Here is a 17,364-nt window from a genome sequence, read left to right on the forward strand (position 1 = left end):
GCGAGCCCCCTCGCCACAGGACCAGCAAAAACGACGAATCCCGCCACTAAGGGCGGGATTCGTTTGCAGCAGGCACGCTCCCGAAGTTCGGGAACCAGGTGCTTACGACGGGAACAGCTCGGACAGTTTCATCGCCAGCATCATGTCGCCTTCAGCGCGCAGTTTGCCGCCCATGAACGCTTGCATGCCGTCAGTCGAACCGTCGACGATGCCTTGCAGGGTTTCGCCGTCCATCACCAGGGTCACCTGGGCGTCCGGGTTCTCGCCTTCCTGCAGCTCGCAGGTGCTGTCCTTGACGATCAGCGAGAAGTTCTTGGTGTCGTCGATGCGGAAACCGAAGACCAGGTCCAGACCGGCGGCAGCGGCTGGGTTGAACTTGGCTTTCATTGCTTGTACGGCATCAGCTACGGAGGTCATGGTTCGATCCTTTCTTGGGTAATAAGAGCTGGGTGATTACAGCCAGGGTCACAATAATCCGGACTCAGCGAAACGTGATGAGTTCCGGGGCCTTCAACAGTTGCAGGTGCGCATGACTGTTGAAGGAAGCCAGGGACACCTCGCGACCACGAAACTTAAGCTGGTTGAGCGAGGTGTTGACGATTTGCCAGTTCAATTCAAAGGCCTGCCGGGCAGGCATTTGCGTAATCAGGTGGAGCAGGGCGGTGATGGTGCCGCCGGACGTGAACACGGCGATTTTCTGGGTGTTGTCGGCCTGGTCGAGAATGCGGTGCAGACCGGCCCGTACCCGCTCGACAAACCCCAGCCAGCTCTCCAGGCCCGGTGTGTCGTAGGTGCCGGCCAGCCAGCGCTCGATGATCAGGGCGAAGATACGCTGGAACTCACCACGGTTTTGCGCGGCGTTGCGCAGGATGTCCAGGGCCTCGGGTTCGTCCGGCAGCATGGCCGGCAACAGCGCGCGGATCACTGCATCGGCGTCGAACTCATTGAAGGCAGAGTCGGTTTCCAGCACCGGCACCGGCAGGCCTGCCGCGGCGAATTGTTCCAGCGCGCTGTTGGCCGTGTGCTGCTGGCGGCGCAGATCCCCCGCCAGGCAGCGGTCGAAGCCGATCCCGAGTTCGGCCAAGTGCCGACCCAGGATTTCAGCCTGACGAATACCGGTCGGCGACAGCACGTCGTAGTCGTCTGCACCGAAGGAGGCCTGGCCATGTCGAATCAAATAGATGCTGCCCACGTCCGCGTCTTCCCGGTACGTTGAAGGTTTGGCGAGGTTATGAGGATGGCGGTGTGCTGTCAATGAAAAAACATACGCTTGTTTGAAATGCCCGTTACAGGCCTGTTACCAGAGCTTTCACGGCTGGTAGCAAGGTCGACGCATGGGTATGCTGGAGGTATCCCGCGCGCGTTCAAGCCGCGCATCGTTTGAGGAGTCCCTGTGGAGTTTTTTTCCGAGTACGCCATTTTTCTGGCCAAGACCGTGACCCTGGTGATCGCCATTCTGGTGGTCCTGGCCAGTTTTGCGGCCTTGCGCAGCAAGGGGCGACGCAAGTCGTCGGGCCAGTTGCAGGTCAGCAAACTCAATGATTTCTACAAAGGGCTGCGCGAACGCCTGGAGCAGACGTTGCTCGACAAGGATCAGCTCAAGGCCTTGCGCAAGACCCAGGCTAAAACCGACAAGAAACAGAAGAAAAAACCCGAGGCCAAGCCCCGGGTGTTCGTGCTCGATTTCAATGGCGATATCAAGGCTTCGGCCACCGAAAGCCTGCGCCACGAAATCACTGCCTTGCTGACCCTGGCCACACCGAAGGACGAAGTGGTTTTGCGCCTGGAAAGCGGCGGTGGCATGGTTCACAGCTACGGCCTGGCCTCCTCGCAACTGGCGCGTATCCGTGAGGCCGGCGTGCCCTTGACCGTGTGCATCGACAAGGTCGCGGCCAGCGGTGGCTACATGATGGCGTGCATCGGCCAGAAGATCATCAGCGCACCCTTCGCGATCCTCGGCTCGATTGGCGTGGTGGCGCAGTTACCCAACATCAACCGCTTGCTGAAAAAGCACGACATCGACTTCGAAGTGCTGACCGCCGGTGAGTACAAACGCACACTGACCGTGTTTGGCGAAAACACCGAGAAGGGCCGGGAGAAGTTCCAGCAAGACCTGGACATCACCCATCAACTGTTCAAGAACTTCGTGTCGCGCTATCGCCCGCAACTGGCGATCGATGAAGTGGCCACCGGCGAAATCTGGCTTGGCGTGGCGGCGCTGGAAAAACACCTGGTCGATGAACTCAAGACCAGCGACGAGTACCTCGCCGAACGCGCCAGGCAGTCCGAGCTTTATCACCTGCACTATGCCGAGCGCAAAAGCCTGCAAGAGCGCATTGGCATGGCCGCCAGCGGCTCGGTCGATCGTGTGCTGCTGAGCTGGTGGAGCCGTTTGACCCAGCAACGCTTCTGGTAACGGGGCAGGAGATATTGCAAAACATCCAGCCGGGGCATTAGCCCCGGTTTTTTTTTGCCTGCGAATACTTGCCTGATGTCCTCCACGGCCCGGCGAAATCTCTGTAGGCAGCAGGCGACCGTTCCTGCTTTCGGTAATGCGGCGGTTGGTTATGTTGGTGTTCCGGAATAATTGCCATGGAACGCATATGAATGACCATCAGACACCGCTTCATCCCGATCTTGCACCGCTGCGCGAAACACTGAAGTCTGTGGTGGGCGCGGCTTTGCCGCAGTCTCCCGAGCAGTTCGGTGCCCAGTTGATCAAGGCAAAATGGGGGCAAGACATCGACCCGCAAAAGGCCCTGTTGGTCACCCTGGATTACCGCTATCGCGGGCACCCACCGCAGGACGGTATCGAGCAAGGCCAGGTGGCAAACACGCAAACCCTGGTGCAGGCGTTGCTGGCGAACTACCAGACCGTCGGTGACGGGCGTTTTGCCGAAAGCGCATTTGGCTTGTACACACCGCCCGATGTCGGTCCGTCCGTTCGCATCGTGGAGCATGTCGATGAATTCGCCGATCACGGCAATGGCAATCACCACACCTACGAAGGTATCTATCGCCAGACCACGCCCCAGGTCTATGGGCCGGCAACGCAAATTGCCCTGAGGCCAGCGGCGTTCAAACAGTGGGTGTGGGAGCTGGATCTGCAAACCCGCTATCAGGCTTACCTTGATCGCGCGTGGCCCTCCGATAAGCGTATCGTCCAGGCGGCGCCGTACGACCTGAGAACCTCGGCCAAGGCCGCCTTTATCATGAGCGCCTGCCTGCAACATCAGGAGGGCAGTTTGAGTCAGGAAGGCCTGGTCTTGGCCATGCAGGCCGCCGGGTTGCCAGCGCAGCAGACCTGGAATGCGTTGACCATCGGCCAGGTGCAGGCGCCCACCCGCATCAGCGCACCGATCGAGGTCGGTCGGCTGACGATCTATCGCTATACATCGGACGATATCTGGTGTTATCGCCACCGTCACAGCGGCCGGGTCTTGCTGAACATTCCCGGCAACTCCTCACCCTTGCATGAATTCGCCGACTTCCGGCACCTGCGCCAATGGATCGTGGACCAAGGCAGGGTTGCCGCCACACGGCAAGCGCTGGTCGCGCATTTTGCCGAGGACGATCGTGAAGACGGTACCTTCCATGCGGGGGTGTCGACGGCGTTGGAGGGCATGGCGGTTTACCCGAAGGAACACTGGCTGAAAAAGAACGCAGGGTTGTTCAACAACGACGGTTTCTGGGACCCGCAGGACTACATCGACCTTGAGCGTGCGCCGACTGACACCGATCCGTTCGCGCAATTGGTGCTGACCATGAAGCAGGCCTCCATGGCCAGCGTCAAAACCATCCGCGACGATGCCCAGGTCAATCGCGACAACCTGAGCGCGGTGGTGGAACCGCTCGTGCAGTGGATCAACCGGCTGGGGCCATTGGCACTGTTCATTCCGGGAGGTGAGGGCGTCCTGGTACTGGCCGGCCTGATCGACGCCGGTTATGGCCTCGATCAGGCCGCCAACGGTAAAACACCGGAGCAACGCTCCGAGGGCGTGACGCGCACGGTGTTTGGCTTGCTCAATGCACTCCCGCTGGCCGGGGCTGTGGCGGCACTCAAGGGCGAAGAAAAAATCGCCGGAACGTTGTACGAACCCCGGGAACCCGGGAGCGAGCCGCATCCCGAAACGCCGGCCGAGCCCGCACCCGGATCGGCTCCGGCACCGGTGTCGACACGTGTGGAGCTGATGCGTGGCGTTTGCACACCGCTTGCTGCCTTCAGTGATGAGGTATTGGCGCAGATCGCCCGGGTCAGTACGGTCGACGACGATATGCTGCGCCTGATGCAGACTGGCCGTCCGCCGACGCCGTTGCTTGCCGACACCATCACACGCTTCAAGCTCGATCAGGAACTCGAAATCGTCGCCGACCCGCAAGCGCGGGCCGGATTGTTCAATGCCCGATATCAGGCGCTCCAGCACTCGGACCAGGAGTGGGTTCGCCTGTTTCAGCGTGAATACCAAGGTTTGCCGAAAAGTGCCGTGGAGCAGATCCTCGACCGTTCGGGAGTTGACATCAATCGGCCCGTCGATGCTGACGAGGCGCTGCTACTGTTCAAGCGCCTGGACAGCAAGTCGCGGGAGTATCAACAACATGCACGACTCAACCGGGCTTATGAAGGTCTGTACTTGCGTTCGATCGTCCATCCGGAAACCGATGTCCTGGCGTTGCATTCCCTGCCACGCCTGCCCGGTTGGCCGAAAGACTTACGCATCGAAGTGCACGACGGGTCAATCAGTGGCCGGGTCCTGGACCGTTGCGGCCCGCCCGATTCGGCGGGTTGCCGGCGCTTGATCAAGGTCGGTGATCGCTATCGGTATTCCACGATGGCGGCTACCGACGGCGAGGGTTCGGATCTGTTTACCGCACTGGTCGATCTATTGTCAGGGGAGGAACGCGCGGCGATGTCGCTGCGCTCACCAGACGCGGCCAGCCAGTTGCGCCTGCGTATTGGCACACATGCCTTGCCCCGCTCCGAGCTGATACTCGGCTTGAATCGAATGGATTCGCGGTTGTCCTTTGAAGCCACGGGGTTGCGCGGTGGCGGCTTTCCGAATACGCCACAGGCCGCTGCGCTGACCCATGAAATCATGCGACTGCAGGTCAAGAATCTGTATCCGGATTTCACCGATGCCCAGGCGGATGAGCTGCTCCTGATGGCGGGTAACGGCGCTCAAGCGCTGGTGGATCGCCTGATTCTCGAGATGCAGCAGTTGCATGCCGATCTGCGCCAGTGGATCGACCAGGCCGTGCTGGATGTCGATGACATGGACGTGGATTTTCTTGCGGTGGACGATGATGACGCCGCAGGCATGAGCCCTGAGCAGGTGGCGGCACACAATGTCGAACTGCTGCAAACCGTGATTGGCTATGAGCGTGAAACGCGAATTGAATTGGGCGACGAACTGATGGGCATCTGGCAAAAATGCCCGCCCCAGATCAATAGAGTCATGTCCGGCGAGACGTTCTCTGGTTACAGGCTGGATCTGGGCTTCGAGGACTACCATAGGTTGCCAACGATGAACGTGCGCTTCAATGAGGTCGTCGAGCTATCGATGCGGGGCTTGCACCTGGTCGAGCGCGAGAGCCTGAGCGTCTTTCTCGAAAGTTTTCCGAACCTGCGTTCCCTGAACCTGGAACGTGTCGACCTGCGGCGGCTCAACGCAGACGGCGTGCTGGAAGGTGTGTTGCCTCCACCGATTCGGCAAATGCCCCACCTCACTACGCTCAACCTGAGTTCCACCTTTTTGCAGCTTCAGGAGCGCACGGCTTCGCAGTTTCGTGAGCTGGTGAGCTTGCAAACGCTGGATCTGAGTGACAACCCGTTGACTGTACCGCCCGTGGTATTGGGGATGAATGAACTGCGTGTGTTGAACCTGAGAAACACCGGAATCAGCCATTGTCCGATAGGCATCGCCGATCAGCCGTACTTCACCTCGCTCGACTTGCGAGGCAACCGGATCGGTCGGGTTCCCTACTCGATACTGATTCAGGCGGTGTCCCGGGACCGGGTGAAACTGTGGGGCAATCCGCTGACGGATGAAGACACGTTGTTGCGCCTGGTGAGTCATCGTGAGCGCACCGGTATCAATTTGTGGTTGAGTGAGCCGGGTGCCGATTACGGCAGTGCGACGCCCTGGCTGGAGGAGGGTGATGAAAGCGTGCGCGAGACGCGGCAACAGATCTGGCAACGATTGGCCGTCAAACCATCGGGCAGTGCGTTGCTCCGGGTCGTGGATGGATTGAGCCTGACGGCGGATTTCCGGGTCGGTTATTGGTCGCTGCAGGCGCGTGTGTGGCGCTTGCTCCACGAAGCGGATGCGTCAGAAGAGTTGTGGGGCTGGTTGCTGCACTGTGTCGATACGCGGACGGCCGATGCGGATAATCCGTTCAGGCTGTTCGTGGTGCTGGAAGATCGAGTCCGGCTGTACTGCGACTGGGTCGCCATGGGGCGTCCGATTCCGCTGGTGGATAATCCGGTGTTTTAGCGCGAAGGGTAAAACCCCTTGAACCCCGGGTCGGGGTTCAAGGGGTGACGGTCAGCGACGACGGAACAGCGGCAGCGGTTCGTCGGCAGCGGCCTGGTAGGTCACCGAGAAGTCCTTGAGGCCTTCAAGGGCTTCGTGCGGGTCTTTGTCGGCGCGAATGGCGAACGCGTCGAAACCACAGCGATGCATGTAGAACAACTGGTCACGCAGCACGTCGCCAATGGCCCGCAATTCGCCCTTGAAACCGTAACGGTCACGCAGCAGGCGGGCATTGGAGTAGTTGCGGCCATCGGTGAATGCCGGGAAGTTCAGGGCGATGACCTGGAATTGCGCCACGTCTTCACCGATTTCCTCGGCTTCTTCATCGGCGTCCAGCCAGATGCCCAGGCCGCCATCGCGGGCCAGGAGCATGCGGCTATGTTCGCGCCACAGCTGCAACGGCACGATGAGGTCGTCGCAGTTGCTGATCTCGTCGATGTTGAAGTCCTTGGGCAGCAGGTGCCAGGTTTCGTCGACGACCTCGTTGTTCTTAATGATTCGCTGCATAGACACGCTCCTTGAAGAGGTCGATACCAATACGCTGATAGGTGTCGATGAAGCGTTCGTCTTCGGTACGTTGTTCGATGTACACGTCGATCAGCTTTTCGATCACGTCAGGCATGGCTTCCTGGGCAAAGGACGGGCCGAGGATCTTGCCCAGGCTGGCGTCGCGGCTGGCGCTGCCGCCGAGGGAAACCTGATAGAACTCTTCGCCTTTCTTGTCCACCCCCAGGATGCCGATGTGGCCGACGTGGTGGTGACCACAGGCGTTCATGCAACCGGAGATGTTCAGGTCCAGTTCGCCGATGTCGAACAGGTAGTCCAGGTCGTCGAAGCGGCGCTGGATCGATTCGGCGATCGGGATCGACTTGGCGTTGGCCAGGGAGCAGAAATCACCGCCCGGGCAGCAGATGATGTCGGTCAGCAGGCCGATGTTCGGCGTGGCGAAACCTTGCTCGCGCAACTCGCCCCACAGGGCGAACAGCTTGTCCTGCTCGACGTCGGCCAGGATGATGTTCTGCTCGTGGGAGGTGCGCAGTTGACCGAAGCTGTAGCGGTCGGCCAGGTCGGCCACGGCGTCGAGCTGTTTGTCGGTGATGTCGCCCGGTGCAACGCCGGTTGGCTTCAGGGACAAGGTCACGGCCACGTAGCCCGGCTTCTTGTGAGCCAGGGTGTTGCGCACGCGCCAGCGGGCGAAGCCCGGGTGCTGCTGGTCGAGCTCGGCCAGGGCGGCGGTCTGGTTGTCCAGCGCCTTGTAGTCCGGATCGACGAAGTGTGTGGCGACGCGCTGCACTTCGGCTTCGGTCAGCGTGGTCTGGCCACCGCGCAGGTGCTCCATTTCCGCATCGACTTTCTGCGCAAAGACTTCAGGCGTCAGCGCTTTGACCAGGATCTTGATTCGCGCCTTGTACTTGTTGTCGCGACGGCCATAGCGGTTGTAGACCCGCAGGATGGCGTCGAGGTAGCTCAACAGGTCTTGCCACGGCAGGAATTCATTGATGAACGCGCCCACCACCGGCGTACGACCCAGGCCACCGCCGACAAGTACGCGAAAGCCCAGTTCGCCGGCTGCGTTGTGCACCGGCTCAAGGCCGATGTCGTGGACTTCGATGGCGGCACGGTCGGAAGTCGAACCGTTGACGGCAATCTTGAATTTGCGCGGCAGGTAGGCGAATTCCGGGTGGAACGTGGTCCACTGGCGGACGATCTCGCACCATGGGCGCGGGTCGATCAGTTCGTCGGCGGCGACACCGGCAAACTGGTCGGTGGTGACGTTGCGCAGGCAGTTGCCGCTGGTCTGGATCGCGTGCATCTGCACGGTGGCCAGTTCAGCGAGAATGTCCGGAATGTCTTCCACGGCCGGCCAGTTGAACTGCACGTTCTGCCGGGTACTGATGTGGGCATAGCCCTTGTCGTAGTCGCGGGCAATCCTGGCCATCATTCGCATCTGGCGCGAAGTCAATTGGCCGTAAGGCACGGCGACTCGCAGCATAGGCGCGAAACGCTGGATATAAAGGCCATTTTGCAGGCGCAGGGGGCGGAATTCTTCTTCGCTCAGCTCGCCTGCCAGATAGCGTCGGGTCTGATCACGGAACTGCTTGACGCGGTCCTCGATGATCCGCTGATCGTATTCGTCGTATACGTACATATAAGTCCTGTTCTCAGGCTTGGGCCGGTCGGAAACAGCGGCGTTTTTTGGCTTGCTGGCGTCCGATAATACCTCGGCAATTCTGCGCGCACGGCCGCGCACTCCCTACGGAGCCGGGGCACGATACCAGTTTGCAGTTATGCGTAAAAGTGATGTTTGAGCATATGTAAAGAACCAAATCGACTAATGAGGGGCGCTGTTACAAAGACCCTGTTTGTGATGCGGGCAATCGTCGTCTTTACTCTGCTCGAGTCTTTATGCAATCACCGATAAAACCGACAAGAGGCGATGCAATGAGCAACCCAACCAAAGCACGGAAAAGCGATAGCACCGTTGATGCATGGGCCATTTTGTTCCTGATCATTCTGGTCGTGGGGACCGCGGTATTCTGGGTCAGTCATCAGTAAGCGACCCCGTCCGGGCCCGGTTCCGACGATTGTCTGACAAAAACCGGAAAAGTCGCCGTTTTACGGACGTTCGCTGGCTATAATGCGCGGCGAATTTCCGGGGGCTCGGACGACACATGTTGAAGTTTCTAAGTGGTGTATTACTGGCGCTGGGCATGGTCGCGGGACCGTGCGCTCAAGCGGCGTCAGTGCTGTTCCTTAACCCGGGAACCACGAAGGAAGCTTTTTGGGTCAGTTACTCGCAGTTCATGCAGGCCGCCGCCAGGGATCTGGGCTTGGACCTGCGGATCCAGTATTCCGACCGGGTGCCTGAAAACATCATCAAGCAGGCGCGCGAAGCCCTCCAGGGACACAATCGTCCCGACTACCTTGTGTTCGTCAACGAACAATCCGTTGCCCCCGAAGTGCTGCGCCTGGCGCAAGGCAGCGGGGTGAAGTTGTTTCTGGTCAACAATGCCTTGACTGTGGATCAGGTAAAACTGCTCGGCGCCCGCCCCGACAAATATCCCGACTGGATCGGCAGCCTGGTGCCCAACGATGAGGAGGGCGGCTACCTGATGCTCAAGGAGTTGATTCGGTTGCATCCCCCGGTGGCCCCGGGCCAGATGATTGACCTGCTGGCTTTTTCCGGTTTGAAGGTCACGCCGTCGGCGCAGTTGCGTGAGAAGGGCATGCGTCGGGCGCTGGCCGAACACCCGCAAGTGCGTTTGCGTCAGTTGGTGTACGGCGGCTGGACACGTCAGCGCGCGTACGAGCAAGCCAAACTGTTGTTCAAGCGTTATCCGCAGACTTCACTGGTGTGGGCGGCCAACGACGAAATGGCGTTTGGCGTCATGCAGGCGTATGTCGAATCGGGCGGTGTTCCGGGCAAGGATGCATTGTTCGGCGCCATCAACAATTCACCCGCAGCATTGCAAGCGCTGCTCGACAACCGCCTGAGCGTGTTGCTGGGCGGGCATTTCAGCCTGGGTGGCTGGGCACTGGTTGAGCTGCATGACTATGACCAAGGGGTCGACATCAGCCAGTACGGCGGTCGGGACCGACAACTTCCGCTGTTGCAACTGATTAACCGGGCGCAAGCCAAACAACTGCTGGCGTTGGGCAGCGCACGGAATTTCGGGGTGGATTTCCACAAGCTGTCGGCGAAGGGGCGACCAGTGTCCTATCGCTATCCGTTCAGTCTGCAAATCCTGATGCACTGAGCCGTTTCAGATCCCTGCCAGCAGCAACACCAGTTTGACGATGCCAAACAGCGTCAGGGCAAATACCGTGGTGAACAAAATCCCCAGGATCACGAAATGACTGGGCTTGCCGTGGGTAAAATCCCGCGCCCGGTTCTTGTTGCTCTGCACTCCGAACGCTGCCGCCATGACGCTGTGCAACATCTGCCAGAAGGTTGGCGGCTTGTTGTCGACTGGATCGTCCATAAATCCCTCGCCTCTCAGTAAGTCCTCAGAGCATAGACAATCCGCCGGCCAGTGGTGCGGCCGGCCTGCGAGTCGACGCATTTTGAAATCAGTCTGGGCCGATGCGATAACTATCTACCGCAGATACGGTTCAGTGAAATGATGTTCTGTCGTTCCATTTTTCAGGAGCGACACAATGTCTACCCATCCCCCCTCTGTGCCCCGTCAACCTTTGGTTGCGGGCCAAACCAGCATTCACCGCGAGCTTCTTGAACAGCTGACGCCTGATTGGTTGATCGATGCCACGCCGCAGCGGCGGGCCGCCATAAAAGCCAGCGGCTCGCTCGCGCCGCGCTGGTACTCGCGAGCGTCCATCGAGCAACAGCAGGCACTGAAAGACCGTTTCAACGACAGCTTTGTTTCCCAGACCCTGCTCGACAAAACCATGTCGTCGCTGCCAGATGCCGAAAGCTTTGCCGAGCCGATACTGCAAAAGGCGCTGAAGGATCAGTTCGGGGTCGAGGTCGACGTCAACAAAACCCTGGTGTGTCTGAGGCGAGCGCTGGAAGTCAGCGATCTTGAAATCGAGATCAGCACATTCGAGGTGATGAAGCTTTCGTTGTTGCAGGCGGCACTGCATAACTTCGAAGCGTCCGAATGCGAGGCGGGTGCCTTTCATCGCGGGTCGGGCTTTGTAGTCGAGACTTCCACGCCTGGTACGTTCGAGGTCACTGCCCTCAACATGTCGGTCACGCATTTCCTCTCACTCTGCCGCAAGCTGGATATCGGCGCGCAGTATCAAACCCGTGTCGAGGCGTTTTTCCAGGCAACGGCTGCGCAGAAGAAATCGACAGTGTCCGAGCAATTCATTGCCAGTCAGAAAGCGGCAATGAGAGCAGCCGCTGAATTGGCGCTGCTGAAAAAAGACATCGAACCCGACGATTACGCAATGATCCTTTCGGTGGTTAATGGCGAGGTCCATCCCCGTGTAGGCAGCAGGCCAGTCTGGTTTCGTGACCTGAACCTGATGAAGCGCAGGATGACGGGCTGCGTCGTGTTCAGCATCAGTGAACAATATCGTTATACCAACGACTACATCGTCTACATTCCCCACGATCCCGAGCACCCGCTCAAACGCTATACCTCTGAGCAGCTGCGTGAAGAATTCAAGCGTCAGTTCACCGCCCAGGATGCATTGCCCGCCAGTGGCAGTGGGCCGACCGCCCACCAGCGCTTTTTCAGCCAGTTCGTCGCCTACGCCGACCGCCCTTATTACTTCAGCCAGTTCACCCGCAAGGCCGCCGACTCTCCGACTGATCCTTTGCATTCATTCTGGTTGAAGGTCCTCCAGTACGTGCCCCCGTTGTCGTCCGTCGCCCGCATCAAAGAGCTGCCGCCAGAACCTGCGGGCAAACGTGAGTCGGTCGAAGATCCTTATCTCAATCCATTCGGGATGATTCGCGAAGGCGTGGCGGGCATCTGGTCCGCCAACAGTGATCTGTGGACTTATCTCTACGAGCAAAACCGCAAGAAAGTCATCGCCGACGCACGCAGCCATGCGGTGCCCACGGCGGACGTCGATGCGCGAGTGCGGGCGCAAAAGCTCAATCATCTGCTGGAATTAGGCATGCTGGGCCTGAACATGGTGTCGATGTTCGTGCCGGTACTGGGGGAGATCATGCTGACGGTCATGGCGGGTCAGCTGCTGTACGAGTCGTTTGAGGGGGCGATCGAGTGGAGTGAAGGAGATCGAACGGCGGCCAAGGCGCACCTGGTCGATGTGGCCGAGAATCTGGCGCTGGCCGCGGTGATGGCCGGTGCGGGCAAAGGCTTGGCCAAGCTGACGGCGGTGAAACCCGAACCGCTGGTCGAGCGCCTGCAATCCATCAAACGCGACGACGGCAAAACCCGCTTATGGAAACCTGACCTGAGCGGTTACGAACGCAACCTCATCCTGCCTCGCCATTCAGTCCCTGATGCGTCTGGGCTGCACCGGATAAATGGCGAAACCTTCATTCGGCAGGGTGGCAAGGTCTACGAAACAACCTTTGACCCTTCGCTGAAGAAATGGCGCATCCGGCATCCGACTGATACGGATGCCTGGCAACCCATACTCGAACACAACGGGCATGGCGCCTGGCGCCATGCGCTGGAGCGTCCCCGGACCTGGGATCGGCTGACACTGCTGCGGCGCATCGGCCATATCACCGAGGCTTTTTCCGATGAGCAACTGCTCGACATCGCCGAGGCCTGTGGTGTCGAGGACAATGCCTTGCGCAAGATGCACATGGATCATCTTGCGCCGCCGCCGGAGCTGTCCCACGCCTTGCGGCTGTTCGAAGCCGACCCCGGTACTGGCGGACCACTGCTCGAAAAATTGCAACGCGCCAGCCCGGGGCTGAGTAATGCCGCCGCTCGCAGGGTTCTGCTCGATGCCAATGCCGAAGAGCTCACCCGCCTGAAAACAACGAGTCGAATTCCCCTGAAAATGCTGGAGGAGGCCCGTTGGTATGCACAACAGGGGCGTCAGGCCCGGGCTTTCACTGGCCTGCGCATGGAATCCGCGCTGTCCGCTGACAGCCGGTGGCTCGCACTGCATGCCCTGGAAAAAATGCCGGGGTGGTCCGGCGAGGTGCGGCTGGAGATTCGCGACGGCCACATCGAGGGTCCGCTCATCGACGGCATTGGTAGCGAGGCCGCGACAATCCGTAAGTACGTGGTTAAAAACGGCCCGTCCTATCAGGCATTTGATGAGCGTGGCGAGACGCTCAATGGCGTGCCCGCCACCGGCGATAACTTTTACGCCTCGATCATGCACGCATTGCCCGATGAATCCCGTCGCGCATTGGGCGTTCCACACGTGGGCCAAAGCGTCGATCTGAAGCAGGCTGTCATCGACTCGGCCTTCGAGCATCGGGCGCAATTGTCGCAAATGCTGGAACAGCGCAGCGGTAACGGCAAGGCGTTCAAGCCGCCCGTACGCGTAACGGAGCGTCGGGTGGGCTACTACGCCAGCGGGCGCGGGCAAGGTTTGAATCCTTCTCTGGTGTCGCGGGTTCAGGACGTCTATCCAGCGCTGACGGATCAGCAGGCCAATGGGTTTATCCTGGCGCAACTGCGCGCGGGTAAAACCGACGCACAGATTTATAGCCTCCTGCAGGAGCGTATGCGCGAGTGGGAGACCCTCGAGGCGACGCTCGATCAATGGGTCGGCGAGCCGATAGCGGGTTCTGTCCTGGAGTCGATGCTCGGAGGCAAGGCCTCGGTCGCGCAGAGCCTCAAGCAATCCTGGCGTAATTCGCCGCTGGCCGGGGAGCATCCGCGCTACAGATTGCTTGAGTTGGTCTGTGACGACCCGATCCCTGCGCTGTCGGCGGACTTCTCCCATGTGGGTGATCTGTATGTCCGGGGTCGAAGCATCACCGACGCCAATGTCGATGCGTTGTTGGCGAATTTTCCCAAGCTCAAAAGACTGCGGATCAATGCCACGGGCAACGATTTCAGCACCGTGCCCCAAGTGCTGAGCAGCATGCCGGACCTCAGGGGGCTGAGCCTGTATTCAGCCGCGCCCTTCGCCGCAGACATGCCGTCGAGACTGGGTGCGTTGACGGCGCTCGAGGAGCTCAGCGTGTATTCAACCTGGGGCGTTCCCGTGCCGTTGGACGTAAGCCGGCTGCGCAATCTGCGTCTGCTCGACGTGATCGCGCCGTCAATGGATCAGTGGCCAACCGGGGTTCTGGAACTGCCCCGTCTTGAACGTCTGAACCTCACCGGGACAGCCATCAGTACATTCCTCGAAGGCATTTTCGAAGGGCATGAAAAACTCTGGTCCGGGTTGTCGCTGGATTGGTCGAACATGCCGCGCCCAAACTTCAAGCAGGCCTATGAGTATCTCAGGCGTCAGCCCCGGCACCTTGTTGATCTGGAAGAAATAGTCAGGGATTACTGCAAGGGCGAGTTGAAACGTCTTGCTGAAGGCATCAATGACCCGTCCGCGGGATTATTCAATCAATTTGTCGAACAGTGGCAAGACGCAGGGGCGAGATTCGACGCCGTCGAAGCATTGAGTGAGCAGCATCATCAGCTCAACCGGCATCTTGAGGACTGGTCCCAACGCGCGCTGCGAATGCCTGCAGCGGCCAACGAAATCATCGGACGTACATGGACGGCAGATGCCCTGAGAATCTGCTGGCGCAATGGCGCATTCAAACGCTACGGCTCGACGGCCGATGCCTCGGTACTGGATCTGCCGAGCCTGGCGTTGAGCGAGTTTCCAGAATTGCCGGACGGTGCCTTCCCTGAAGTACGAACCTTGTATCTGAAGGGTAATAGTGCCCCCGTCGAGCAGACTCGCAAGTTCGTCCGCGGTTTTCCCGGGCTTGAAAAACTCGACGTGAGTGGCAGCGGTTTGACCGAAGTGCCCTTTGCGCCCGGTGATCTTGAAAAACTGACTGATCTGGATTTTTCCAATAACCGGATTGTTGGCGACGCCGGGGTTCAGCAGGCTTTTGATGGATTGCAGGCACTGCAATACCTGGACTTGAGCAACAACCCGTTGAATACCTTGGATGTCAGTGCAATGACCCGCCTCAAGTCCTTGAATCTAAGTGGCACGGCGCTGCAAGAATGGCCGACCGGGGCACAGGAGCTGCCAGAGCTGTATTGGCTGGACTTGCGGGATAGCAAGGTCAACGCGCTGCCGGAGCCGCTTGCGGATGAGACGCTGCTCAAGGCCAACCTCACGGGCACACCTTTAACCCCTCAAGCCGTCGCCATGCGCAACGCAGCCCGGCATCGAATGGAAATGGCCAAAGGTCTTCCGGCCGGCGCGCTGGAACGGTTCGATCTGGAGCAGGTGCCACAGGATTTCCCTCCGTTCGAAAGCGCCAGTTCGATCGCACGTCAATTGTTGCCGCTGTCGGAAGTCCCGGCGGGAGAAGGGGTTGCGGTTTTGACAAAGCGCCTGCAACGGCTGAAACCGACACTCGCCGATGATGACGCCTTGCAAATGATCGAACAGATGCAGGGCAGCGAAGCTGCGAGCGTGAAAATTGGCGAATGGGAGAAAACCTATGAAACGCTCACGCGCCAATTGAATGGCTGGCTGTTTACCCGGGGATCTCGCGGAAACGGCTGGATGACATCTTCCAGCATTCGCAGGCAGGCTGCCTTGCGGATCGTCGAATGCTGGCAAAAAGGTCTGAGCAGCACGGGCGCGGTGGCTGATGCGGTGCTGGATCTGAACGGTCTGCAACTGGGTGACCTGCCTGAGGTGCCGGCATCGTTCGAGCATGTCGGCACGTTGAAACTGACGAGCGTAAAACTTACCCGGCAAGGTTCCGACGGGTTCCTCAAGGCCTTTACCCGCCTGAAAACCCTGGACCTCAATGGCAATGGGCTGGATGGCGTTCCAGAGCCGGTCTGTGACATGGACAGGCTCGAGCGTCTGGAGTTGTCCTCGAACCGGATGGACGATGCCGAGCTGCTGTATGCCGCATTGAGTAATCTGGAGCGTCTGCGCTGGCTGGACTTGAGCTACAACGAACTGGATACCTTTGATATCGGCGTTTTCGAGCAATTGGAGACGCTGGATCTGCGCAACAATAATTTGACCGAATGGCCGGACGGGGTGTTCGACAGCCAGCACCTGGGCACGCTCAATCTCAGTGGCAACGACATCACGTCGATCCCCGAGCAGGCCCTGAGTGGCGACCATGACGTTTTGACGGCCGGTACGGATTTGAGCGACAACTTCAACCTGTCGCTTGAGAGCCTTGAACGTCTCAGGGATTACCGTGAAGCGGGTTTCCACGACAGGGTGCTGGGGATCTCGCGGGCCGATCTTGACGAGTTGATCGATGACGCCAACGGCGATGGCGACGATAGCAGTGAAGGCATCGATACGGATGAGGAACTGCCTGAGACTGAGCCGGATACCGAGCAAAAAACACCGTGGTTAACCCATCTTCCTCCCGAGGAAGTGGCCAGTAAAACCGGGATGTGGAATCAACTCGCGGCGGAACCGGACAATGCGGCGTTCTTTCACCTGCTTTCGCGACTGCAGGATACGCAGGAGTTCAGGGTGGCTAACGCCGATCTGACGCGGCGGGTCTGGACGGTCATTGAAGCCGCCGCCAGCAATACCGAACTACGGGAGATCCTGTTTGCCAGTTCCAGCACCCACGGCACGTGTGTCGACGGTCGAATCCTGACGTTCAGTGGGCTGGAAAGCAGAGTCTTCACCCACAATGCCTTGCTTGATATTCCCGTCGGGCGCCCGAGTGTGAAGGGGCATGCACTGCTGAATTTATCCCGGCAGCTGTTTCGACTGGACAAGGTCGACGACCTCGCGAGGAAAATCGCCGCGCAAACCGGGCAGGATGAGGCCGAAATACGCTTAGGCTATCGAATCGGGCTGACACAAGGATGGGCGGACGGCCTGGAGCTGCCAGGGCAACCGAAACACATGACCTATGCCTCGGGAGTGACCGCTCAACAACTGGCGGACGCGCGCATCGAGATCGTCAATGCAGAGCAGTCCGATGGTTTCTTTGAAGACTTGATCCAGCGCGACTATTGGGAAAGTTATCTCAAGGAAAAACATCCTGACGTGTTCAAGGCGCTGGATGAGATGGATGTTCAGGAGGAAGTTGAAAGCGCTGACGATGCGGCATTACTGACTCAGCTTTTCGAGCAGAGGGCGGCGCGCAACGCGAAGATGATCGAATTGTCCCGACAGGAGGTCGCGGAGCTGACGGCTGCCTCAAGCAGGTAAATCACCTGTGGGAGTGAGCTTGAACTGGCCTAATAATTCCGGACACCTCTTAAGGGCGATATGATTTCGCCAACTTGGAGGTTCCATGAACGAAAGA

Annotated in this window: 9 protein-coding genes; 4 read left to right on the plus strand and 5 right to left on the minus strand. The window is 59.3% G+C overall.

What is annotated here, in order from left to right; translation table 11 throughout:
- Positions 1–102 precede the first annotated feature (102 nt).
- Both AC1RS8_RS27265 and AC1RS8_RS27270 read right to left on the minus strand, forming a co-directional pair.
- Entirely contained in the window at positions 103–417 is a 315-nt protein-coding gene (locus AC1RS8_RS27265; RefSeq protein WP_007946492.1) for an SCP2 sterol-binding domain-containing protein, read from the minus strand.
- 64 nt (positions 418–481) lie between these two features.
- Complete coding sequence (locus tag AC1RS8_RS27270; protein WP_489338627.1) at positions 482–1,192, minus strand: histidine phosphatase family protein; 711 nt, start codon at positions 1,190–1,192, stop codon at positions 482–484.
- Positions 1,193–1,393: 201 nt separating this feature from the next.
- Here AC1RS8_RS27270 and sohB point away from each other — a divergent pair, with 201 nt between their 5' ends.
- On the plus strand, positions 1,394–2,416 hold the full coding sequence (sohB, locus tag AC1RS8_RS27275; protein ID WP_090455662.1) for a protease SohB: 1,023 nt from the start codon (positions 1,394–1,396) through the stop codon (positions 2,414–2,416).
- A 187-nt stretch (positions 2,417–2,603) separates the two neighbouring features.
- Positions 2,604–6,491: a dermonecrotic toxin domain-containing protein gene (locus tag AC1RS8_RS27280; protein ID WP_489338626.1), complete on the plus strand. Its 3,888-nt coding sequence runs from the start codon at positions 2,604–2,606 to the stop codon at positions 6,489–6,491.
- Positions 6,492–6,542: 51 nt separating this feature from the next.
- On the opposite strand, the gene AC1RS8_RS27285 is transcribed toward AC1RS8_RS27280, so the two are convergent.
- Positions 6,543–7,037, minus strand: a complete 495-nt coding sequence (locus tag AC1RS8_RS27285; RefSeq protein ID WP_057714377.1) for a DUF934 domain-containing protein — start codon at positions 7,035–7,037, stop codon at positions 6,543–6,545.
- The gene (locus tag AC1RS8_RS27290; protein ID WP_057714379.1) at positions 7,021–8,679 is read right to left on the minus strand and encodes a nitrite/sulfite reductase; all 1,659 of its coding nucleotides are present in this window, start codon (positions 8,677–8,679) and stop codon (positions 7,021–7,023) included. Before AC1RS8_RS27290 ends, AC1RS8_RS27285 begins: the two co-directional genes overlap by 17 nt.
- 523 nt (positions 8,680–9,202) lie before the next feature.
- Between AC1RS8_RS27290 and AC1RS8_RS27295 the strand changes: the two genes are divergently transcribed.
- Positions 9,203–10,288, plus strand: a complete 1,086-nt coding sequence (locus AC1RS8_RS27295; RefSeq protein WP_489338625.1) for an ABC transporter substrate-binding protein — start codon at positions 9,203–9,205, stop codon at positions 10,286–10,288.
- A 6-nt stretch (positions 10,289–10,294) separates the two neighbouring features.
- Here AC1RS8_RS27295 and AC1RS8_RS27300 read toward each other — a convergent pair whose 3' ends face one another.
- A complete protein-coding gene (locus tag AC1RS8_RS27300; protein WP_057714552.1) occupies positions 10,295–10,513 on the minus strand; it encodes a DUF2970 domain-containing protein in 219 nt (72 codons plus the stop codon).
- Positions 10,514–10,688: 175 nt separating this feature from the next.
- Between AC1RS8_RS27300 and AC1RS8_RS27305 the strand changes: the two genes are divergently transcribed.
- Positions 10,689–17,267 carry an NEL-type E3 ubiquitin ligase domain-containing protein gene (locus AC1RS8_RS27305; RefSeq protein WP_489338624.1) on the plus strand — a complete coding sequence of 2,193 codons (6,579 nt, stop codon included), beginning with the start codon at positions 10,689–10,691 and terminating at the stop codon, positions 17,265–17,267.
- Positions 17,268–17,364: the final 97 nt, after the last annotated feature.

Source organism: Pseudomonas sp. GW821-FHT12A04, from assembly GCF_058807755.1.

Coding starts and splice junctions, on each gene's coding strand:
- AC1RS8_RS27295 (WP_489338625.1), top strand. CDS start 9,203: ATGTTGAAGTTTCTAAGTGGTGTATTACTGGCGCTGGGCATGGTCGCG.
- AC1RS8_RS27305 (WP_489338624.1), top strand. CDS start 10,689: ATGTCTACCCATCCCCCCTCTGTGCCCCGTCAACCTTTGGTTGCGGGC.
- AC1RS8_RS27285 (WP_057714377.1), bottom strand. CDS start 7,037: ATGCAGCGAATCATTAAGAACAACGAGGTCGTCGACGAAACCTGGCAC.
- AC1RS8_RS27300 (WP_057714552.1), bottom strand. CDS start 10,513: ATGGACGATCCAGTCGACAACAAGCCGCCAACCTTCTGGCAGATGTTG.
- AC1RS8_RS27290 (WP_057714379.1), bottom strand. CDS start 8,679: ATGTACGTATACGACGAATACGATCAGCGGATCATCGAGGACCGCGTC.
- AC1RS8_RS27265 (WP_007946492.1), bottom strand. CDS start 417: ATGACCTCCGTAGCTGATGCCGTACAAGCAATGAAAGCCAAGTTCAAC.
- AC1RS8_RS27280 (WP_489338626.1), top strand. CDS start 2,604: ATGAATGACCATCAGACACCGCTTCATCCCGATCTTGCACCGCTGCGC.